Source organism: Vibrio sp. R10-SG3-ISO10 (assembly GCF_059834185.1).
The window spans coordinates 158,036-179,947 of sequence record NZ_JCBDHG010000025.1; the positions used below are offsets into that span (position 1 = coordinate 158,036).

General features: G+C 46.1%; 17 protein-coding genes. 2 read left to right on the top strand and 15 right to left on the bottom strand.

The window, feature by feature from the left end; all coding sequences use genetic code 11:
- Window positions 1-67: 67 nt before the first annotated feature.
- Window positions 68-1,252 carry a 3-phenylpropionate MFS transporter gene (locus tag AC6R16_RS21655; RefSeq protein ID WP_171323709.1) on the top strand — a complete coding sequence of 395 codons (1,185 nt, stop codon included), beginning with the start codon at window positions 68-70 and terminating at the stop codon, window positions 1,250-1,252.
- A 93-nt stretch (window positions 1,253-1,345) separates the two neighbouring features.
- Window positions 1,346-4,774: a PAS domain-containing hybrid sensor histidine kinase/response regulator gene (locus AC6R16_RS21660; RefSeq protein WP_500675711.1), complete on the top strand. Its 3,429-nt coding sequence runs from the start codon at window positions 1,346-1,348 to the stop codon at window positions 4,772-4,774.
- 299 nt (window positions 4,775-5,073) lie between these two features.
- Here AC6R16_RS21660 and AC6R16_RS21665 read toward each other — a convergent pair whose 3' ends face one another.
- The 15 genes from AC6R16_RS21665 to AC6R16_RS21735 all read right to left on the bottom strand — a co-directional run bounded on the left by AC6R16_RS21665 (window position 5,074) and on the right by AC6R16_RS21735 (window position 21,876).
- Window positions 5,074-5,556 carry a hypothetical protein gene (locus tag AC6R16_RS21665; protein ID WP_004742961.1) on the bottom strand — a complete coding sequence of 161 codons (483 nt, stop codon included), beginning with the start codon at window positions 5,554-5,556 and terminating at the stop codon, window positions 5,074-5,076.
- Between the two features lie 93 nt (window positions 5,557-5,649).
- Entirely contained in the window at window positions 5,650-7,377 is a 1,728-nt protein-coding gene (locus AC6R16_RS21670; protein WP_004742962.1) for a sodium:solute symporter family protein, read from the bottom strand.
- A gap of 12 nt (window positions 7,378-7,389) precedes the next feature.
- A complete protein-coding gene (locus AC6R16_RS21675; RefSeq protein WP_272786144.1) occupies window positions 7,390-7,653 on the bottom strand; it encodes a DUF4212 domain-containing protein in 264 nt (87 codons plus the stop codon).
- 216 nt (window positions 7,654-7,869) lie between these two features.
- Window positions 7,870-8,496: a MarC family protein gene (locus AC6R16_RS21680; protein WP_500640633.1), complete on the bottom strand. Its 627-nt coding sequence runs from the start codon at window positions 8,494-8,496 to the stop codon at window positions 7,870-7,872.
- Between the two features lie 105 nt (window positions 8,497-8,601).
- Window positions 8,602-9,237 (bottom strand): response regulator transcription factor, encoded by a 636-nt coding sequence (locus tag AC6R16_RS21685; protein ID WP_500675712.1) that lies wholly within the window; start codon window positions 9,235-9,237, stop codon window positions 8,602-8,604.
- Window positions 9,238-9,416: 179 nt separating this feature from the next.
- Window positions 9,417-9,767 (bottom strand): putative quinol monooxygenase, encoded by a 351-nt coding sequence (locus AC6R16_RS21690; protein WP_171381730.1) that lies wholly within the window; start codon window positions 9,765-9,767, stop codon window positions 9,417-9,419.
- Window positions 9,768-9,821: 54 nt separating this feature from the next.
- On the bottom strand, window positions 9,822-11,624 hold the full coding sequence (locus tag AC6R16_RS21695) for a protein-disulfide reductase DsbD (RefSeq protein ID WP_500675713.1): 1,803 nt from the start codon (window positions 11,622-11,624) through the stop codon (window positions 9,822-9,824).
- A gap of 147 nt (window positions 11,625-11,771) precedes the next feature.
- Window positions 11,772-12,260 carry an arginine repressor gene (locus AC6R16_RS21700; protein ID WP_004742967.1) on the bottom strand — a complete coding sequence of 163 codons (489 nt, stop codon included), beginning with the start codon at window positions 12,258-12,260 and terminating at the stop codon, window positions 11,772-11,774.
- A 303-nt stretch (window positions 12,261-12,563) separates the two neighbouring features.
- Window positions 12,564-13,028: an aspartate carbamoyltransferase regulatory subunit gene (gene pyrI, locus AC6R16_RS21705; protein ID WP_500675714.1), complete on the bottom strand. Its 465-nt coding sequence runs from the start codon at window positions 13,026-13,028 to the stop codon at window positions 12,564-12,566.
- Window positions 13,029-13,045: 17 nt separating this feature from the next.
- Window positions 13,046-13,975: an aspartate carbamoyltransferase gene (gene pyrB, locus AC6R16_RS21710; RefSeq protein ID WP_004749078.1), complete on the bottom strand. Its 930-nt coding sequence runs from the start codon at window positions 13,973-13,975 to the stop codon at window positions 13,046-13,048.
- A 462-nt stretch (window positions 13,976-14,437) separates the two neighbouring features.
- Window positions 14,438-15,448: an ornithine carbamoyltransferase gene (locus AC6R16_RS21715; RefSeq protein WP_004742778.1), complete on the bottom strand. Its 1,011-nt coding sequence runs from the start codon at window positions 15,446-15,448 to the stop codon at window positions 14,438-14,440.
- Window positions 15,449-15,630: 182 nt separating this feature from the next.
- The gene (gene arcC / locus AC6R16_RS21720) at window positions 15,631-16,542 is read right to left on the bottom strand and encodes a carbamate kinase (RefSeq protein WP_004742779.1); all 912 of its coding nucleotides are present in this window, start codon (window positions 16,540-16,542) and stop codon (window positions 15,631-15,633) included.
- Window positions 16,543-16,600: 58 nt separating this feature from the next.
- The gene (arcA, locus tag AC6R16_RS21725; RefSeq protein WP_171323699.1) at window positions 16,601-17,824 is read right to left on the bottom strand and encodes an arginine deiminase; all 1,224 of its coding nucleotides are present in this window, start codon (window positions 17,822-17,824) and stop codon (window positions 16,601-16,603) included.
- 815 nt (window positions 17,825-18,639) lie between these two features.
- Window positions 18,640-20,088, bottom strand: a complete 1,449-nt coding sequence (locus tag AC6R16_RS21730) for a YfcC family protein (protein WP_500640636.1) — start codon at window positions 20,086-20,088, stop codon at window positions 18,640-18,642.
- 480 nt (window positions 20,089-20,568) lie between these two features.
- Window positions 20,569-21,876, bottom strand: a complete 1,308-nt coding sequence (locus AC6R16_RS21735; protein ID WP_004742782.1) for an anaerobic C4-dicarboxylate transporter — start codon at window positions 21,874-21,876, stop codon at window positions 20,569-20,571.
- Window positions 21,877-21,912 lie beyond the last annotated feature (36 nt).

Here is a 21,912-nt window from a genome sequence, read left to right on the forward strand (position 1 = left end):
ATTCTCAGCAAAGCAAACGATAATATCGCCGCTTTGTTCCAATTTATTCACGCATTCAGAGGTAATGATGCTCACCCCATCTCCATATGGCTGGATTTCCCAGTATTTTGTCGGTTTCTTTTTCGCTTATGGTGTTTATCTACCATTTTGGGCGTTGTGGTTTGAAGAGCAGGGGGTATCGGCAACAGATATTGGGTTGTTAGTTGGTATTGGTTTTGCGACCCGATGTGTCGCTAATATGGTGCTAACACCACGTATCCATAAAGTCGAACACTTGATGCCAGCACTGCGATGGCTCAGCTTTGCCTCTATTCTTTTTGTTGGTTTCCACTTCTTTACTGGTGGTAGTTTCTGGTTAATGGCATTGGCGACTGTGTTGTTCAATCTGTGCTGTGGCCCTATTGTTCCCTTGTCTGATGCCATGGCGAACTACTATTCACGTTTGCAAATGCTGGATTATGGCCGCACTCGCTTGTGGGGTTCGATTGCCTTTATTGCGGGTTCAACGGTGGTTGGCTTCTTAGTTGCGCAGTATGGCAGTGACATGATTATCTTCACCGCACTGGCTGGTGTGGTTGTGGCTTTGTTGTTCTCAATGCGCAACATCAATCCAATGCCCGTTACAACGGAAGATGAAGATGCCGAGCGCCCTAAGTTGACAGAGCTGCTGCGTGAACTTCCTGTGGTGAAATTTCTGATTTTGGTTTCCCTTATTCAGGGTAGCCACGCTGCGTATTACAGCTTCAGTTCGATTTATTGGAAAGAGGCGGGCTATTCGGAAGACATTATCGGTTATCTCTGGAGCTTAGGTGTCGTGGCTGAGGTGGCGATTTTTGCTTTGAGTAAACGTCTGTTCTCGGGTTGGACGCTTCGAGCGCTGTTTATGGTCGCCGCACTTGGTGTGGTGGTACGTTGGGGCTTGACTGCTTCTACAACAGCATTAGTAGCATTGGTCATGATCCAGCTTCTGCACGGCGTGACCTTCGCAATCGCACATATTGCCGCGATTCAATACATCCAACACTCTGAGCAAAGAAAAATGGTGGCGCTGCAAGCACTGTACAATGCGATTCCTTTAGGGGCTTTCATCGCATTGATGACAACCTTAAGTGGTTGGGGCTATGAAAACTGGGGGGCAAATGTATTCTGGGCGATGGCCGCTATGGGTGTCTTGGCTCTATTTATCAAAGTTGATCCTCAAAAACATCAAGTTAGCGATATGTCGAAAGCGGAGCCCAATGCACAGAATTAGGCCTAGCTGATTGAGTTGATAGCATATCCTTAGTTAAATGAAACCTCTCCAGTATGGAGAGGTTTTTGTTTTGGCGCATGATAAGGATATCTGATGCAAGGCTGGCTAGTGATCACCGTATCACTGATGTATCTCGGACTACTGTTCCTCATTGCTTGGTATGGCGATAAACAGCATAACTGGTTGGCAAAATGGCGACCTTGGATTTACAGTCTATCTATCGCAGTGTACTGCACATCGTGGACATTTTACGGCACCGTCGGGCAGGCTAGTAACAATCCTTGGGCTTTCCTGCCTATCTATATCGCCCCAATACTCGTCTTTACTCTCGGTTGGCGAATTCTGGCTCGGTTGATTATTACCGCCAAACGAGAACACATTACCTCTATTGCTGACTTTATCGCTGCGCGCTATGGTAAATCACAAGGTTTAGCTGTGGTCGTTACCTTGATTGCTGTGGCTGGCATTTTGCCTTACATCGCCCTGCAACTGCGCGGTATCACCATGGGGTTAGAGATTATTTCGCCTGAACTGCCACGAAGTTTCGAAGGTTCAAGTCTCGATGTGTCTTGGTTCGTGGTTGGTGCATTGGCCATTTTTACCATGCTGTTTGGTACTCGCCATATTGATAATACTGAGCATCACCGCGGTATGATGATGGCGATTGCGTTTGAATCTATTATCAAGCTGGTGGCATTTCTAGCCGTTGGTCTGTTTATTCTGTTCTTGGCGCTTAATCGCAATGACGTTGAGCTAGCACAGATTGCGCGTCAGACCTACCAATCACCGAACATACCGACTCTAGTTATTCATACCGTGCTAACCATGTTAGCGATTGTCTGTCTGCCACGTCAGTTCCATACTATGGTGGTAGAAAACGAACGCGCGCAAGATCTGCATACCGCGCGTTGGTTGTTCCCCGTATATCTGATTTTGATGGGCATTTTTGTCTTGCCGATCGCTTGGGTTGGGCAATCTCTGCTGACAGACGCTAGCCCAGATACCTATGTAATTAGCTTACCTATGGCGGTTGGCGCGCAGGATATCGCCTTGCTCGCTTTCCTCGGCGGTACGTCTGCGGCCAGTGGCATGGTAATTGTTTCAACCATCGCTTTGGCAATCATGGTTTCCAATGATTTAGTCATGCCATTACTGTTGCGCAGAATGCGACTCTCACAGCGCAATCATAGGCACTTCTCTGGCTTGCTGTTGATTATTCGTCGTGGGCTAATTCTTCTGCTACTGCTCGGAGCTTGGGGTTTTTATCAAGCTCTAGGTAACATTCACTCCCTTTCTGCGATTGGTTTCCTCTCCTTTGCGGCTATCACCCAGTTTGCCCCAGCTTTGATAGGTGGCATGTATTGGCGTCAGGGTAACCGCAAAGGGGTATACGTTGGTTTGGCGGTGGGTTTTACCTTATGGCTGATTACCTTAATGAGCCAAACCGATATGTTGGCCGGCACCGCGCAAGACAACTTCCTGCTGTGGATGATTACTCCGCCTGAATGGCTGCAAAATCTCAATGTCAAAAACTCAGACTGGGGCATTGTACTCAGTGTTGCGCTCAACACACTTTGCTATGTTGTCGTCTCACTGCTAACTCGTGCCAGTCTAAGTGAGCGCTTACAGTCTGCTTCGTTTGTGGGTACGCCTCTGCCTGAAAGTGAAAATATGAGCTTGTATCAAAGCCGTGTCACTGTGGGTGAGTTAGAGATGCTGGCGTCGCGTTTTGTTGGTAGGCAACGGGTGCGAAGTGCATTCAGGCAATATTGGCAACAGCAAAGAGAAACCTTACTGCCGAATCAACAAGCGCCTTCTACTTTAATTCGCCATACCGAAAGGGTGTTGGCTGGGGTTTTTGGTGCCTCATCGGCTAAGTTAGTCCTTACTTCTGCGCTACAAGGCAGAAACATGCAACTGGAAGAAGTTGCTACCATTGTCGATGAAGCTTCAGAGCTGTATGACTTTAGCCGAGGATTACTGCAAGGGGCGATTGAACATATCGGTCAAGGTATTGCCGTGGTCGATAAGCAGCTTCGTCTTGTGGCATGGAATCAGCGTTACTTAGAGCTATTTACGTTTCCGGTCGGCTTGATTCAGGTGGGTAGGCCGATTGCTGATGTGATTCGCCATAATGCTGAACAAGGCTTGTGTGGTCCGGGTGACCCTGACGAGCATGTGCGCCGACGAGTTTTTCACCTGGAACAAGGGACGCGTCATACCTCTTCGCGTGTGCGACCTGATGGTCGAGTGATAGAAGTGCAGGGCAACCCAATGCCAGGTGGAGGGTTTGTGATGAGCTTTACCGACATCACCGTCTTCCGCGATGCCGAACAAGCACTAAAAGATGCTAACGAAACCCTTGAAGAGCGCGTACAAGAGCGTACTCAAGAGCTAGAGCAGCTGAACAAAAAATTGGTCTCAGCCACCCAAAGATCTGAACATGAGTCACAATCTAAATCGCGCTTTTTAGCGGCCGTAAGCCATGACTTAATGCAGCCACTCAATGCTGCTCGCCTGTTTGCCTCATCCTTGTCTGAAGTGGCAAAAGAGCCTGAAACTAAACAGCTTTCCCAGCATATTGAAAGTGCCTTAGGGGCCGCTGAAGATTTGATTGGCGACTTACTGGATATCTCGCGTCTAGAATCAGGCAAGCTAGATATCAACGTGCATGGCTTTGCGATTAACGATGTTTTATCTAACCTCAATGCGGAATTTAGTGCGCTTGCTAAGCAGCAGGGTGTTGAGTTCACCATGATTCCGAGTCAGCTATTGGTTCAGTCTGACCCGAAGCTCTTACGTCGTGTGGTACAAAACTTCTTAACCAACGCGTTTCGCTACAGTCCAAAAGGTAAAGTGGTTCTCGGCGTAAGACGAGTGGGAAGCCAAGCACGCATCGATGTGTGGGACAATGGTATGGGCATTGATGAGGACAAGCAGCAAGAGATATTTGAAGAGTTTAATCGTGGGAATCAAGTTCGTTCCGATCAGGGCTTAGGGCTTGGACTAGCGATTTCTAAAGGGATAGCTCATGTTCTTGGTCACCAAATCACTATGCGTTCATGGCCGGGTAAAGGCAGCGTGTTCTCGATTACACTCGCGCGCAGCGAAAAAGCCCTAGAACCAGTAAAAACTGTACCGGCAAGCTCTACTTCAGACTTGAGTCATTTGAAAGTTCTATGTGTGGATAACGAAACCGATATCTTGGTTGGCATGGAAACCTTGCTCGGCCGCTGGGGGTGCGACGTACGCACCGCTGTGGACTTGGTTAACAGCTTGCAAGCAATAGAAGAAACCTGGGTGCCGGATGTGATTTTGTCTGATTATCGACTCGATAATGGACGCACAGGATTAGAAGTGCTTCAGCAATGTCGCCTGCGTTTAGGTGATAGCTTTATCGGCGTCATTATTAGTGCAGACCGCACTGACGATATGCTAGATGGTATCAAGTCGAATGGGTTTAGTTTTATTCCCAAGCCTGTTAAACCGCTAAAACTCAGGGCGGTGTTGAATCGGGTTTAGAGGGCCCGGAATCGGGAACGGGCTGCGCCCTATAGAACGCTATGCTAGAGAACGGACTTCGTCCTTCGAGAGGGAAATTTGTTAGTGAGTTGGCAACTTTTGATAGTGCCTGCTTATGGGAAAGTAGAATGAGGCGCATCCCGCATCCAATGAAAAAGGGTTGACACTTAGTGCCAACCCTCCAAAATTTCTCGCTTCTCGCTTCTCGCTTCTCGCTTCTCGCTTCTCGCTTCTCGCTTCTCGCTTCTCGCTTCTCGCTTCTCGCTTCTCGCTTCTCGCTTCTCGCTTCTCGCTTCTCGCTACTCCGTAAACAAAGTCTCGTATTTAACAAACGCAGTTTGAGTTTCGCCGTAATACAGCGTTCCTTCAGACTGAATTGCGACGCGTAGCCAGCTTTCAGCGGATGTTGGTTTCGCTACAGAGATTGCCCAGTGTTGGCCAGTACTATCTGTTGGCTGCATATCCAAAGGTTGAGCGCTTTGCTCTTGGCTATCGACAATGGATAGCTTTACACCTTCTAAAGGGAAAGCGGCTTTTAAAGATAAATCCAAACCGTTCGCGGTTAACTTCTCGGAACGAAACTGCACTTTAAAGTCGCCGTTGGTCATATCACATAGTCCGCTGGTGTAGCGGCAGTTAGATTTGGCGGCTAGCTTATAGGTTTCGCCTTCTTTCGCGGCATGAGGCTTTTCACTCAGCGCCATATCTGTACCAAAGTAGGCAATCAGAGAAAGAATTGGGGCAATCAATAATGCGATTAGAAAGTGCTTATTTTTGAACATCTTGCGTCCTGGCTTCAACGTTAAAAGGCTAAGTTAACTCAATTTAGCGAATAAAAAAGCCCCCGAGGGGGCTTTTGTGGCTTAGGTACTATTTTAGTGGTCTACTGCACCGCCAGCGCCTGCTGGTACACGTACGTGTTCAACCAAGTCTTTCACTTCTTGTGGTGTTTCCGCTGTTACTTTCGATACAGCGAACGCGACTGCGAAGTTAAAGACTGCACCAATTGCACCGAATGCGTTTGGCTCAATGCCTAGGAACCAGTTGCTGCCCCAGCTTTCTAGGTAAGTCCAGTCAGCAACAAACAGGATGCCTTTGTGCTGGAATACATAGAATAGAGTGATACTGATACCTGCAATCATACCTGCGATTGCGCCTTCCTTGTTGATACCTTTACTGAAGATACCCATCATCAGTGCCGGGAAGATTGAGGACGCCGCAAGACCAAATGCCAGTGCTACCGTACCTGCTGCAAAGCCTGGCGGGTTGAGGCCGAGATAGCCTGCCACCGCAATCGCCACCGCCATGGAAATCCGACTGGCGAGCAGCTCTTTCTTCTCGGATATATTCGGATTGATGACGCCTTTGATTAAATCATGGGATATCGCAGAGGATATCGCGAGCAATAGACCTGCCGCCGTTGATAGTGCCGCTGCCAGACCACCTGCTGCCACTAAGGCAATCACCCAGTTTGGAAGCTTAGCAATCTCAGGGTTAGCCAGTACCATGATGTCACGGTCAACTTTCAGCTCGTTAGTCGCTGGGTTTGACGTGTATTCAATCAGACCATCGCCGTTCTTATCATCAAAGCCTAGTAGACCTGTTTTCTCCCAGTTTTTGAACCAGTCAGGGCGCTCATCATAAGCAAGGTGCTGACCTGGAGCTGGGTTTACGGTATCCATTAGGTTTAGGCGAGCCATTGCCGATACTGCTGGTGCAGTTGTGTATAGGATAGCGATGAAGACGAGTGCCCAACCTGCTGAAGTACGTGCGTCACGCACTTTAGGTACCGTGAAGAAACGGATGATTACGTGTGGTAGACCCGCAGTACCGATCATTAGCGACATAGTGTAAACAAACATGTTGAGTGTATCGCCACGGACTTGAGTGGTGTATTCACTAAAGCCGAGTTCGGTGACCACTTGGTCGAGCCTATCGAGTAGATAGACGTCGGTGCCTTGGATGGTACTACCGAGACCAATCTGAGGAAGAGGGTGACCAGTTAGTTGCAGAGAGATAAAGATTGCAGGAATAGTGTAAGCTAAAATGAGTACGCAATATTGAGCAATCTGCGTGTAAGTAATCCCTTTCATGCCACCCATTACAGCGTACATGAATACGATACACATACCGATCAGAAGACCAGTAGAGTAATCCACTTCTAGGAAACGACCGAACGCAACACCAACGCCTTTCATCTGACCGATTACATAAGTGACCGACGCGATGATAAGACAGACAACTGCTACGATACGTGCTGCGTTTGAGTAGAAACGCTCACCTACGAACTCTGGTACAGTAAACTTGCCGAACTTACGTAGGTAAGGTGCAAGTAGTAGTGCGAGAAGTACGTAACCGCCAGTCCAACCCATTAGGAATACGGAACCGCCGTAACCCATAAAGGCAATCAGACCTGCCATAGAGATAAATGATGCGGCTGACATCCAGTCTGCTGCGGTTGCCATACCGTTGGCGATTGGGTTTACACCACCGCCTGCAACATAAAACTCTTTAGTTGACCCAGCACGTGCCCAAATCGCAATACCGATGTAAAGGATAAAGGTCGCACCAACAACGAGGTAAGTGATAGTTTTCAAATCCATCTGAGTTACTCCTTACTCATCTACGCCGAATTCACGGTCGATTTGGCGCATTTTCCACGCGTAGTAGAAAATAATACCCAGGAAGGCATAGATTGAGCCTTGTTGAGCAAACCAGAAACCAAGCTTGTACCCGCCTAGTTGAAATTGATTGAGTTCATCTACAAATAAAATGCCGCAGCCGAAAGAAACGACAAACCAGATAACCATAAGGCTAACCATTAGTTTTACGTTCTTATCCCAGTAGGCTTTGGCTTTATCCTGACTTTCAAACGCCATTGCCGTCTCCTTACGTGTTCGTTGTTAATAAAATGTTTCAATATCTACATTAGCAAGGGTGGGACAAGAACTCTTTTCAACTTTAGTCGCGGTGAGAAAAACAAAAAGCGCCTAAAAATAAGGCGCTTAAGGATTAATGATAGATTTTTGTGATGTTAATGGTGTGTTAAATTAGCCTAAAGTCTAACGTTTTATTGTTAGTCTTATCGATTTTCGCTATCCGGCGTAGAAATCTTTGATCCCCATCAGCAGGTTGCTTACTGCTACAGCCGCAAGAATAAGCCCCATCACACGACTGATAATGGCGGCACCGACATTGCCAATCCACTTTTGAATATGTGTCGCACCCAGAAGTAACAATAGGGTGATAAGTAAAACCGTCACCATGACAGCGGCAGTAATCCCCTGATCGACAAGTGCATATCTATGATTGTCCGTCAGCATGACAATCGCCATCATCGCTCCCGGCGAAGCGATAGAGGGAATAGCTAAAGGGTAAACCGCCAAGTCAGCGAGATCGGAATGACTCACTTCTTCAGAAAGCTTAGTTTCTTGTTCAGGCTTAGACTCGCCAAAGATCATGGTTAGGGCAAACAGTAGTAGTACTAAGCCACCTGCCGCCTGAAATGCTGGCAAGGGTATCTGCATCGCTTCAAGGAGCAACTGACCTGCGACGAGGAAAAACAGTAGTACGCCCGTTGAAATAGCCACGGCTTTTAACGCGACCAAACGGCGCTGTTTAGCGGTGAGATGCTGAGTTTGAGATAAGTAAACCGGGACTGAGCCAATGGGATCGATAACGGCCCAGAGGACGACAAATTGAGTAATTAGAACGCTTAGCAAGAGAAGTACTCCCAGAGTTTGTTGAACAGAGGGGTAAATCAGATTTTTGCCTGATGCCTCAAGTGTAGCAAATTTCTAGGAGTATTTGTGTCAGAAACTGGTGAGTTAAGCTTCTGATTCGAGTTGTTGAAGCAAAATAACAGCTTGAGTTCGATTTTTTACACCTAACTTGCGGAATATTGCTGTCATATGAGCTTTTATTGTCGCTTCTGATACATTTAATTCATAAGCAATCTGCTTATTCAGTAAGCCATCAGATAGCATTCCTAAGACTTTGTATTGCTGTGGAGTCAAAGTGGCAATTTTTTCTGCTAAATCATTACATGCTGCGTTGTTGGTAATGGAACCTTCAGGGAAGAAAGGTTCGCCATTGAGCACCTGATTGAGAGCACTGACGAGTTCACGCATATCACTGGATTTAGGAATAAAACCGAATGCGCCATGGCTCTTAACCTGAGTCACTACTGACGGTTCTTCACTAGCTGAGACGACCACAATGGGTAAATCAGGATATTCAGCACGCAGTTGAATCAAGCCTGACATGCCGTTTGCTCCAGGCATCTTTAAGTCGAGCAGAAGTAAGTCCGGTTCGTCTTCTTTAGCGAGCAGGGTAAGAAGGGCATCTAACGAGTCGGCTTCTAGCAGATTTGCGCCACTCACCGCCATATGCACCGATTGGAACAGAGCATTGCGAAACAGCGGATGATCATCCGCAATGATAATGGTGTAGGTCGCGTCCATGGAATCAACACTTTTTATAGGTTATTAAGTTCAGTATTACCATTTGCTGATAGAGACACAACTAGTATGCGTGGATTATCGAGTGTTTCTTCACAAAATGTGAAAGAGCCGAGCATAAGGATGTATCTGCAATGCTTGGCTCAAACAACTATGATGTATAGCAAATATTTATCATGTGCTTACAGGAAAATTGGAGCGTCGAAGTTGTCAGCTTCATCGCTATAAGCGGTTACAATAGCGTCTTCAACAAGTCCTGTTTCTGCTTGTACGTGAGTTTCAAAGAAAGTTTGAATCTGAAGTCGACGACCATGTGCAGCCCAGCTCTCCGCATTAGCCCAGATTTCATTAAACACAATGCTGTAGTCGGTTCGAGTAGCGCTAGGATGATTGATTTGGCGAGTCAGAATATATTGTATACACCCTTCTTCACGTAATGAGTCTGGTTCGAGAGCTTTCAATACTTCAAATAGTTCCGATTCCTTTCCTTTCTTAGCTTTAAATTGTGCGAGTACGTATACTTTACTTGACATGTGCATCCTTCATTTTGTCGTTAAAAAGCAATTAGTTGTGCCACTCTAGCTTAACTACTTCTTCTCTGTTAGAAAACTATCAATATGTGTCAAAAATGGCTGAGCTTTCATGAAGCCAGTAATACGAGCGCTTGGAAGATGAGTTCCTTGTCTATCCCAGAACTCGATAGTAGGAAGCCCTAGCACGCTCATCTCTTTCAATAAGGCAATGTCTTGTGGTTGATTTCGTGTCACGTCTGCTTGCAGCAACACAAAATCTTTTAGGCGCGACTCAACATCTGGCTGGTGGAAGGTGTATTTCTCGAATTCTTTACAGGCCACACACCAGTCGGCGTAGAAATCGAGCATGACCGCTTTACCATCCGCTTTTGCTTTAGCAAGTTGTGTGTTGAGCTGCTCAACATTGGCGATCCGGATAAATTCTATCTGATTTTGTTTTTGCTCGGTGCTGATCGCGCTCTTACCAAAGTAGTGGTTCAATGCAGGTTGAGCTGAAGCAAATAGACCAAGTACAGCGATGATTCCCACCACGCTCTGTTTCCAGCCACCAAATGGCAGTGAATTTTTGACATGGTAGAGCCAACCAAACGCAGCAATGCCGAGCACTGACCATAATCCTGTCGCCCACACTTCAGGCAAGATTCGCTCAAGTAAGAATATTGGCGCAGCCAGTAGAATGAAGCCAAACAGAGTCTTGACCCGATCCATCCAATTGCCTGCTTTTGGTAGCAGCTTGTTGCCAAAAACAGCGACTAGCATCAATGGAATCCCCATGCCAAGTGCCAGAGCATACAGAGCGATACCACCAGTGAGTAGATCGCCACTTTGTGCTACATACAATAGAGCACCAGAGAGCGGCGCAGTGGTACAAGGTGAACAAACTAAGCCAGAAATCGCTCCCATGGCGAACACACCCAGTGAACTTCCACCTTGCTGTTTATTGCTTAAATTGTTCAACCATGTCTGAACGCTGCTAGGCAGCTGCAAGCTGTAGAGACCAAACATGGAGAGTGCCAGGGCGACAAATAAAACGCTTAGGCCAACTAAGACATAAGGGTGCTGCATGGCCGCTTGAAATTGCATACCCGCTGACGCAACAACTAGGCCGAGTAAGGTATAGGTCAGTGCCATGCCTTGCACGTAGATAAAGGCCAACCCTAGGGCACGTCCATGGCTAAGCTTACCGCTACCCAGAACAATACTGGTTAAAATTGGGTACATTGGCAGTACGCATGGTGTAAAGGCGAGACCAACACCTAAAGCCAAAAATAGTAGAGGCGTCCACCAGTTGTCACTGAGCTTAGAAGCAAGGTTTGACTCGCTTGAGACAGGTGTTTGCTTTGTTGCTGTTGTTGAATTTGCCGGTTCTTTTTGAGTTGGAATGACTGCATTCGCTTCTTGGAAGTCGAAGCTAGTGACATCGATAACTCGGGTTTCTGGTGGGTAGCAAAAACCGGCTTTGGCACAGCCTTGGTATTGAACGATCAGGCGCGCCCCATCTTGGTAATTTGCGAGCGGAACTTCGACAAATAGCGGTGTCGTGTAAATATTTACCTCACCAAAGAACTCATCTTTGTAAGGTTCTCCATCTCGCATTTCAATATCACCCAGAGTGACATTTTCGCCACTGACAGAAATACGATGTTGATAGAGATAGTAATCTTCTTTGACTTGCCAATCGAGGAAAACGCGATTCCCTTGTTGGAAAGAACTGAATGGGAAAGCTTGGTCTACCGGAACAAAAGTATTGTTGCTAACGCCAAAGCTTGGTGCGGAGTTTGATTGCTCAAAAACGGCTAAAGCAGGTGCAGAAACAATAGAAAAACACAGCAGAATTAGAGATAAAGCGAAGCGCATAGAAGAGTCACTTAAGTTAAATTTTCATCATTTTAACTCAATCAGACAGAGGAAAGGGGGAATAAGTTTCAACTTGCTATCATTTAGAACATTTTTTGTGTGATGCCTCCCCAAAGAAATGGGGCTCTTAGAGGAGGCAATAAAGTTCTAAGCGACACCTAACCGCGCGCGAACCACACGCTCACACGCATCAATGTTGTCAGTATCTTTAGGGATGACAAGTACCGTATCGTTACCACCAACAGTACCTAAGATCTCGGTATGAGGATCAATATCGACTAATCGAGCGACAAGTTGCGCGCTACCTGGGTGGGTTTTGACCACCACCATGGCTTGGTTATGAGTAATGAATTCTATCTGGGAAGAGATAGAAGACTCGACACGTACCGGAGCCGTTTCAACGGTAATGCAGTAAACCTTCTTACCACACGCATTCTGGACTTTCACTACACCTAACTGAGACAGCAATCTAGAGACGGTTGATTGACTGATACCTTCGAAACCAATATCTACCAAGGCTTCACGGAGCTCATTTTGAGTGCTAAAACTTTGCTGTTGCAGCAGACGTTTGCATGCCGCGGTTAGCGTTTTGTCTTCACTGTAGTCAATAGTGGTTGCGTTTAGAGTTTCACTCATGGGAACTCCTTAAAAAACATGACGTAGGGATGATTCGTCCATGTAACTATCAGCACTTAACTCCATCTAGGTGCCGTACTATTTGATTGAGCGGTCACTTCTTTTTTGGTGACTTATATTTAATGCGATCATAATACCACCAAAGTATATGTGGCTTTGTGAGAGCGATCGCCAAATAAATAACTGCTTTGATGGATGTTTTTTGGAGAAATATTCTGATGTAAAGTGGATATTTATTCCTAATTGGGAATAAATATCCAGCTTAATTTTAGAGGGAGCGTAGCGAGATTAAGCGCTGATTGCTTAGCGCGCTTCTGTCATGATTTCGCGTGAGAATACTTTTTCACAGTAATGGCATTTTAGCTGCGCATTCTCTTTCTTTTGCTGCACATTAAAGCGACTTTCTACCGGTTCTCCGTGTGAAATACAGTTGCTATTCGGGCACTCAAACACACTTTCAATGCTTTCTGGAAGCACAAGATTAAGCTTGTTGACGACCTTGTATTCTTCAATCTGATTCACTGTTGCTTTTGGAGCGTAAAGCGCCAGTTGGTTCGCTTGCTCTTTAGTCAGGTAGATGTTTTCAATCTTGATCAGGTCTTTAGCACCTAGCGCTGAAGAAGGCAGGTTTAAACCTATCGTAATACGCTCATTTGATTTGTGCATCTTGAACAGTTTCAGCACTTTGATGCCAATGTTTGCAGGAATATGGTCAATGACAGAGCCGTTGCGAATCGCTTCTACTTGTAGTTGAGTTTCTTTTACCATGATAGTTCTCCTGCGGATTAAAGAGTTTCGTTCAAGACTAGGGCTAGCAGAGCTTCGCGCGCATAAACGCCATTTTCAGCTTGCTCGAAGTAGTAAGCGTGTTTGGTCTTATCGACATCTGTGGTGATCTCGTCAACACGTGGTAGTGGGTGAAGTACTTTTAAGTTGTCGCGTGCGCCTTCTAGAGTTGCTGCTGTAAGAATGAAGGCTGATTTCATGTGCGCGTACTCTGACTCATCAAAACGTTCTTTTTGCACTCGCGTCATGTAAAGCACATCCAGCTCAGGAACCACTTCTTCAATGTTGTTGTGCATACTGAACTTGATACCCGCTTCCTCTAACTCTTCGCAGATATAGTCAGGCATAGCCAGTGCATCTGGAGCGATAAAGAAGAAGCGTACGTTGTTGAATTTTGCCAGTGCTTGAGTCAGTGAGTGCACAGTGCGGCCATATTTTAGGTCCCCAACGAAAGCAACGTTGAGGTTATCAAGCGTGCCTTGCGTTTCGTGGATAGAGAATAGGTCGAGCAGAGTTTGGGTTGGGTGTTGGTTTGCGCCGTCGCCACCGTTAATGATTGGAACACCGTTAGAGAACTCAGATGCTAAACGCGCAGCTCCTTCTTGAGGGTGGCGCATCACAAAGGCATCAACATATGAAGCGATGACTTGGACCGAGTCAGCCAAGGTTTCCCCTTTTTTAGCCAGAGAGGTGTTACCCCCGTTATCGAAACCAATCACGCTGCCGCCTAAACGTTCAACGGCGGTTTCAAACGACAGACGGGTACGAGTCGATGGTTCGAAGAAGCAACTCGCCACGACTTTGTTTTTTAGTAGCTCAGGGTTTGGCTCTGCTTTTAAGCGTGCTGCAGTATCGACGATAAGTTCAAGCTCGCTGCGGCTGAGCTCAGGGATGGAGATGATGTGCTTGTTAAATAACGAATGCGCCATAGCTGTATTTCCTCGCCTCATAGATGACAGACAAAAAAAAGCCCCCTAACAATAGGAGGCTGATAAAGGATCGATGGAGACTAAAAATAAAACAGCTGACGTCCCTGATTCAGGGCGCGTTTTGTAACAACGAGATGTTGTATTTTGCTGGTTCATAATACTCTCCTAGACAAATTTCGGAGGATTATACGGACAAAATTACGCGACGCAAGCGTTTGCGCAAAGTATCCAGAAATTGGATTTTTATGCGAAATTGACTGTTTTTGATGTGCTTTTCGCAGCCGTTGTCGGAATTTGCTTGGAGGGTGATTGGGAGGTTTTTTATTGTCAGCGCGATGAAAAAAAATGCGGGCTTTATTCAGAGCCTCTGAATGCCACCCGCATTTCCCTGCAAACCACTCGTGATACCTATGGATTAATTCCGTGATATGGAGTGTTCGCGATTAATATCTTTGAGTGATATTAGTCGCCTAGTGTTGCTACCATCACTGCTTTGATAGTGTGCATACGGTTCTCTGCTTCATCGAAGACGATAGAGTGTTTTGATTCAACAACTTCATCTGTTACTTCTACGCCATCTTTAAGTTGTGGGTACTCAGCCGCTAGCTGTTTACCAACGGTAGTATCTTCGCCATGGAATGCAGGTAGACAGTGCATGAATTTCACATGTGGGTTACCTGTCGCTTTTAGCATTTCCATGTTCACTTGGTAAGGCATCATTAGGTTGATACGCTCAGCCCATGCTTCTTTCGCTTCACCCATAGATACCCATACGTCTGTGTATAGGTAATCACAGCCTTGAACGCCTTCTTGTACGTCTTCAGTCAGAGTGATTTTCGCACCAGTTTCTTCAGCGATTTCGCGACAAGTCGCTACTAGCTCTTCTTCTGGCCAGAACGCTTTAGGAGCCACTAGGCGGATGTCCATACCCATCTTCGCCGCACCAACCATTAGAGAGTTACCCATGTTGTTGCGAGCGTCGCCTAGGTAAGCGAATTTCATTTCATGTAGCTGTTTACCACGGCCGTGTTCCATCATAGTTAGGAAGTCAGCTAGGATTTGCGTTGGGTGGAACTCGTCTGTTAGGCCATTCCATACAGGAACACCAGCGTACGCACCTAGCTCTTCAACGATTTCTTGACCAAAGCCGCGGTACTCGATGCCGTCGTACATGCGACCAAGGACGCGAGCAGTATCTTTCATTGACTCTTTGTGACCGATTTGAGAACCCGATGGGCCTAAGTAAGAAACTTGAGCGCCTTGGTCAAATGCTGCAACTTCAAATGCACAACGAGTACGAGTAGACGTTTTCTCGAAAATTAGCGCAATGTTTTTGCCTTTTAGACGAGGTTGTTCATAGCCGTTGTATTTCGCTTTTTTAAGTTCCGCAGATAGATCCAACATGTGTTGAATTTCACGTGGAGTAAAGTCTAATAGTTTTAGGAAGTTACGGTTGCGTAGGTTAAAAGCCATGATGTTTTCCTTCTTTGTTTTGATTGCGCTCTCTTGGTTGCAGGGAAAGAGGTAAGAAAGCGCATAAATAAGTAATGTTTGTATAACTTTTGCTTCCACAGTGGGGAGCGAGATAGAGGCACCTTAAATTCAACGAGGGTCTGGTTATTCAATCTCGCTCCAGTTGTGGAGTTACGAGTCGGTTAGCCTTTGGTGATATTGGTACCCGCGGTGCCTTGAAGAATGCGTAAACCATCTTCTAGAGAACCAATGCCGACCACTTTGCCACCTTGTTTAATGAACTCGCATGACGCTTCGATCTTCGGTCCCATAGAGCCAGCATCAAATTGGTACTGAGCCAGTTCAGATGGGTTAGTGCTGCGTAGAGCATGTTGAGTTGGTTTGCCCCAATCTAGGTAAACCGCATCAGCGTCAGTCAGGATAAGTAGCGCATCTGCGTCTAGTTGTTTTGCTAGGAACGCAGCAGACATGTCTTTGTCGATAACCGCTTCAACACCAACTAATTTGCCGTTTTCGCGTTTGACTGGAATACCGCCACCGCCAGTACAGATAACCAAGTGGCCTTGCTCGATCAGTGCGGTAATCGCTTCATGTTCAATGATGCCTGTAGGTTGTGGGCTTGGGACTACGCGGCGGAAGTGTTGGCCGTCTGGCTTGATTGTCCAACGGTACTTCTCTGCTAGTTCACGCGCTTCTGCTTCTTCGTAAATTGGGCCGATAGGCTTGGTTGGATCAGCGAATGCAGGATCGCTTGGGTCAACCGTCATTTGAGTCAACATGCAAGTCGCGTTGACATTAGGCATTTGGTTTTTAAACTCTTGCATCAGCATGTAGCCGATCATGCCTTGAGTTTCACTGCCCAATACATCGAGTGGGTACGGAGCGACTTTCTTGTATTCCAGACCTTGTAGAGCAAGTAGGCCAACTTGTGGGCCGTTACCGTGCACAAGCACTACGTTGTACTCTTGCGCGATTTCAGAAATTGTCTTAACCGCAATCTCAATGTTTTGGCGCTGAACTTCAGCTTCTAATGGCTCGCCGCGGCGAAGTAGGGCGTTACCACCAAGTGCTACAACTACTGTTTGTTTAGTCATTGCTTTAATCTCTCTGCAGGGGGCAGGAGCAAAGGGCTCCCGCCAACTAATCACTTACTTAAATACCGTCACGCTCGATTGGGCAGCTCATGCAGCGAGCGCCACCACGACCACGGCCTAGCTCGTCACCTGGGATAGGTAGAACAGTGATGCCCGCTTTGTCGTATTTCTCGTTGGTGTAAGTGTTGCCTTCGTAGCCAACAACCACGCCAGGTTTCACAGTTAGTACGTTGTTTGCGTCGTTCCACTGCTCACGTTCTGCGTGGAAGTTGTCACCACCCGTTGTGATAAGGTTTAGCTTGTCGACACCAAGTGCTTTCTCGATAGCCGTTACAAAGTAGCCCTCTTCTTTCACATTAACCGCACCAGACTCATCGCCAGTTAGGCTCCAACATTTCACGTCTTTACGAACCACTTCTGGGTAAACAGAGAAGGTATCTTCGTTCATGTGAGTCATAACGGTGTCTAGGTGCATGCAAGAGCGGTGTTTAGGTAGCTCCATTGCAATGATTTGTTTCGCTTGGCCGTGCTTGAATAGACCAGAAGCTAGGTGCTCAACACCTTGTGCGGTTGTACGCTCAGACATACCGATAAGTACCGTGCCACGACCAAGAACCAATACGTCGCCGCCTTCGATAGTTGAGTTGTCGTAGTTGATTGTCTCTTCGTCGCCGAAGTACTTAATGAAGTCTTGACCTGCGAAGGTTGGATGCCAGCGGTAAATAGCACGAACATGGTTTGTTTCACGTTGACGAGCAGGTTTTGCCATTGGGTTGATTGATACGCCACCGTATACCCAGCAAGAAGTGTCACGAGTAAATAGGTGGTTTGGTAGAGGCTCAATGATGAAGTCAGTTGGAGCATGCAGACCTTGCATCATTGAAGAAGATTTCATTGGCATTTCAGCGTAAGAAAGGCCACCTGTCAGAATTTTCGCGAGCTCTAGATTAGGTAGGTCACCTAAGTAGCAGCGTACATCGTTAGCGAAAGTCTTGCCTAAGCGGTAATCTGATACTTGGCGGCTAAGTAGCCAGTCTTTGGCTTCTGGAACAGCAAGCGTGTCTGCTAGTAGGTCTGTAAGAAGTAGCACTTCCACACCTTGATCACGCAATGTTTGAGTGAATACGTCGTGCTCTTTACCTGCACGCTCAACTGCCAATACGTCATCAAATAGCAGATCGTGACAGTTAGAAGGTGTTAGGTGAGTCAGAGCTCGTCTAGGGCGGTGAACAAGAACGCGACGTAATTGACCGATTTCAGAACCTACGTATAACTTACTCATGATCGTATCTCTCTTATATTCTAATTAGTCTTAATATTTAAAAACTAATATTTAATTTGTAGGGAATAGAAGCGTGAATTTATTTATTCACTTATTTTGTTTCTGGAACTCATATTACGCCTGTTGGCGGGGGAATCTTAGAGGTCAATCACAGTTCGATTTTTATGCTCCAGGCCTTGATTTACAAGGGTTTTAACAATATCTATGCAGTTGTTATTGAGCTGTAACACCCCTAATTAGCCACTCGGCGTGGAACTTTATGCAGGTAATTATCCAAGATGCTAGATAAACAATAATTAGAAGAAAGAATATGCACAAAAAATTTAGTGACAATAAGTTGAATAAAGCGGAAATATGCAATGAATCTTTCTAGATAAGTGCTTTTGGGGTGTGAATTAATCGTTTTATAACAAAATATTTGGTAATAATTGTTGTGCTGATCACATATTAATATTTGCACCGCTTTAATTAGAGGGGTTTATTTAATTAATAAAGTTTATTGGTTGGGATACTTTTTCTAATTAAAAAAATAGAATTGAGATCAGACTTCGTCTTCTAGAACGCTTCGCTGCGGGAGCGGGCTTCGCCCTGCGAGAGGAATGTGAGTGGCTTGGGATGGAGTCTTTAGTTTTGATAGTGTTGGCAGGCAATAGGAGCAGAAGTAAAATATTCTCGTATCTCGTATCTCGTATCTCGTATCTCGTATCTCGTATCTCGTATCTCGTTTCTGGTCTCTCAAAAGAAAAGCCGCACTATGGCGGCTTTGAGGGCGGCTCACTTCCTGTGAGCCAGGGTAAGGAAAAGAAGTCTGTGGATTAGATTAGGGCACCAATACTTAGTACAACAACGCAGAACAGAGTCAGAATTGCTAGCAATGGCGCTACCCATTTCACCCAGCGTACGTATGGGACTTTAGCAATTGCCAAGCCGCCCATTACAACTGCAGAGGTTGGCGTAATTAGGTTCACTAAGCCAGATGCAGATTGATATGCAGTGATAACTAGGTCACGACCGACACCCGCAAAGTCTGCTAATGGCGCCATGATAGGCATAGTAAGAACCGCTAGACCAGACGTTGAAGGTACAAGGAACGACAGTAGAATCTCTAGGAAGAACATCACGTTGATGAACACAACAGACGATAGCCCCGTCACCATTTGCTCAGCAGAGAACAAGATGGTGTCAGTGATCATACCGCGGTCCATAACCACGACGATACCACGAGCAATACCAATGATTAGCGCAACGCCTAGTAGGTCGCGAGCACCGTCGATAAAGCTGCTAGTAAACTCTTCTTCACTCATGCGTGCCACGATACCGACAATGATGGTAGCGGCTAGGAACATGGCAGAGATCTCGGCCATCCACCAACCTGCAACTGATACACCGTAGATCATCACACCAAATGAGCCACCAAAAATAGTAAGGATAGCTTTACGAGTGGTCGTGAACTCTAAGCCTTCATCAGACTGGTTACCAAGGAAGTGTGCTTTATTTTCTTCGTATTTGTCGTACACAATCGATTTAGATTGGTCTTCGCGAACCATGCGAGCATAACGCATCACGTAGGCAACACAGATAGCCCAACCAGCGACTAGCATGATAAGGCGTAGTGCAATACCATCTGTAAATGGGATACCTGATGCGTTTGCAGCGATGACAGTGGCAAATGGGTTAATAGTTGAACCCAAACAGCCAATACCAGCACCAAGCAAGACGGTTGCTGCTGCAACAACAGGGTCAAAACGCGCAGCCATCATGACAGGGACGAGTAGGGTGTAGAAAGGTAGAGATTCTTCAGCCATGCCGTAAACAGTACCACCCGCGGCAAACAGCGCCATCAGTATAGGTATCATCATCTCTTCTCGTCCTTCCAGACGATGAGTCACGCGCTCGATACCCGCGTCAATTGCCCCTGTTTTCGTTACTAGCCCTAGGAAGCCACCAATGATGAGGATGAAAAGAGAAACGTCGATCGCTGCAGCTTCGTAGCTGTTGTGATCATAGAAGCCATCAATAGGTGCAAGTAGAACATCAATAACGCCTTGAGGGTTGCCATCTACGGCTTGATAGGTGCCTGTAACAGGAACTTCACGCCCTAGGTCTTCGTTCATTACGCGGTCGTACTGGCCTGCTGGAACAATCCAGGTCAGCAGCGCAACCAGCGCGATTAAAACAAAAAGAATCGTATATGCGGAAGGGAACTTAAAGTTGGCAAAGAAGCCGCCTTTTTTTTCTTCGGTCGGTACAGTTTGGGTTGTCATGGCTATCTCCTTACTTTTATTTATATACCAATAAATAAAAGTGAATCAGCGACTAATAGTTATTAATAATTAAATAACTTATGTAGGGTAAGTTATTGGTATTTGATTTATAAACTGGGCTTCACTGTCAAATCTGCCCTTTGATGCTATTTTAAAAGCAGTTCTTGATGCTAACTTTGGTGATCTTCACAAAATAAATCGACAAAAAAAACGCTATAAATCTAGTGATAAATTGGAGCGACTAATTGTTTGAAATAGGCGGATTAATATTCTAGAAAAACAGTTATAGAAGGTGGGTAAGTAGGCTGTGGTTGGAAAGTAAAAATTTGACCGGAATTTTATTCAAACGTTGGGATTTAAATGCACAAAGAGTTTTTGAACACTTTATTGACTAAAGTCAAAAATAAAATGTGAGCTAGATTTTTTACACGAGATAAAATAAAAAAGGGAGCCGAAGCTCCCTTAGTTTTAATATGGTTTTTAGATGAATAAACCGCCGAATGTAAAGCCTAGCGCTACCGCAGACGAGATAGTCACCACACCAGGAATAAAGAACGGATGGTTGAAGACGTACTTGCCGATACGTGTTGAGCCAGTGTCGTCCATTTCAACTGCTGCAAGCAGTGTTGGGTAGGTAGGTAGTACGAACAGCGCACTTACTGCGGCGAAAGATGCAACGGCTGTGAGAGGCGCGACACCAATAGCCAATGCTGCTGGCATTAGTGCTACGGTTGTTGCCCCTTGTGAGTAAAGTAGCATTGAAGCAAAGAACAGCACCATAGCTAGCATCCATGGGTAATCTGAAAGCAGTGCACCCGCCACTTCTTTAATGCCGTCTACGTGTGCGTTAACAAAGGTTGAACCAAGCCAAGCAACACCAAGTACACAAACACATGCTGTCATACCCGAGCGGAAGGTTGCCGCTGAAGGGATCTTAGATGCATCAATCTTAGTCACGAGAACGATGGCTGCCGCTGCTGCCAGCATCACTGTCATGATCGCTTCATTTCGGCCTAGCGCCGGATCCTTGATAAGGCCAATCGAGCCGGAAATTGCTGCTGCGTAGCAAACAACAAAACCGATCGCGGCAAGGAAGATGTAAGTTGCAGTTTTTGCTGTAGGTAGAATTTCACGCTGCTTTTCAGTTGCTAGCTTGATTAAGCCTTTTTCCAGACGTTCTTGATAGATAGGGTCATCTTTAAGCTCGCTGCCCATAAAGTTGGCAACGAATGCACCAATCATACATGCGATGAAAGTGGTTGGAATACATACCGCTAACAGAGTTAGGTAATCCACACCCATAGGCGCTAGCATTGCTGCAAACGCAACAACAGCCGCTGAAATCGGTGAAGCGGTAATAGCAATTTGTGAAGCAACAACTGCAATAGACAGTGGGCGCGATGGACGTACTCCTTGGCCTTTTGCTACTTCAGCGATAACAGGCAGAGTCGAGAACGCAGTGTGTCCTGTTCCTGCCATTAGCGTCATTAAGAAAGTTACAATCGGCGCATAAAAGGTGATGCGCTCAGGGTGTTTACGCAAAAAGTTTTCAGCCACTTGTACTAACCAGTCCATGCCACCAGCAACCTGCATGGCTGCGATCGCGGTAATGACCGACATAATGATAAGAATAACGTCTACTGGAATAAAAGCTTGGCTAGTGGGTACACCAAGTACCAAAGAAAGTGCGATAACACCTGCACCACCTGCTAAACCAATGCCAATACCACCAATTCTTGCTCCTAAATAGATAAAGAGCAGAACGACAAAGAGTTCGACTGCCACCATATTGATACCTCATAAAGTTTATTTTGATTCTGATTA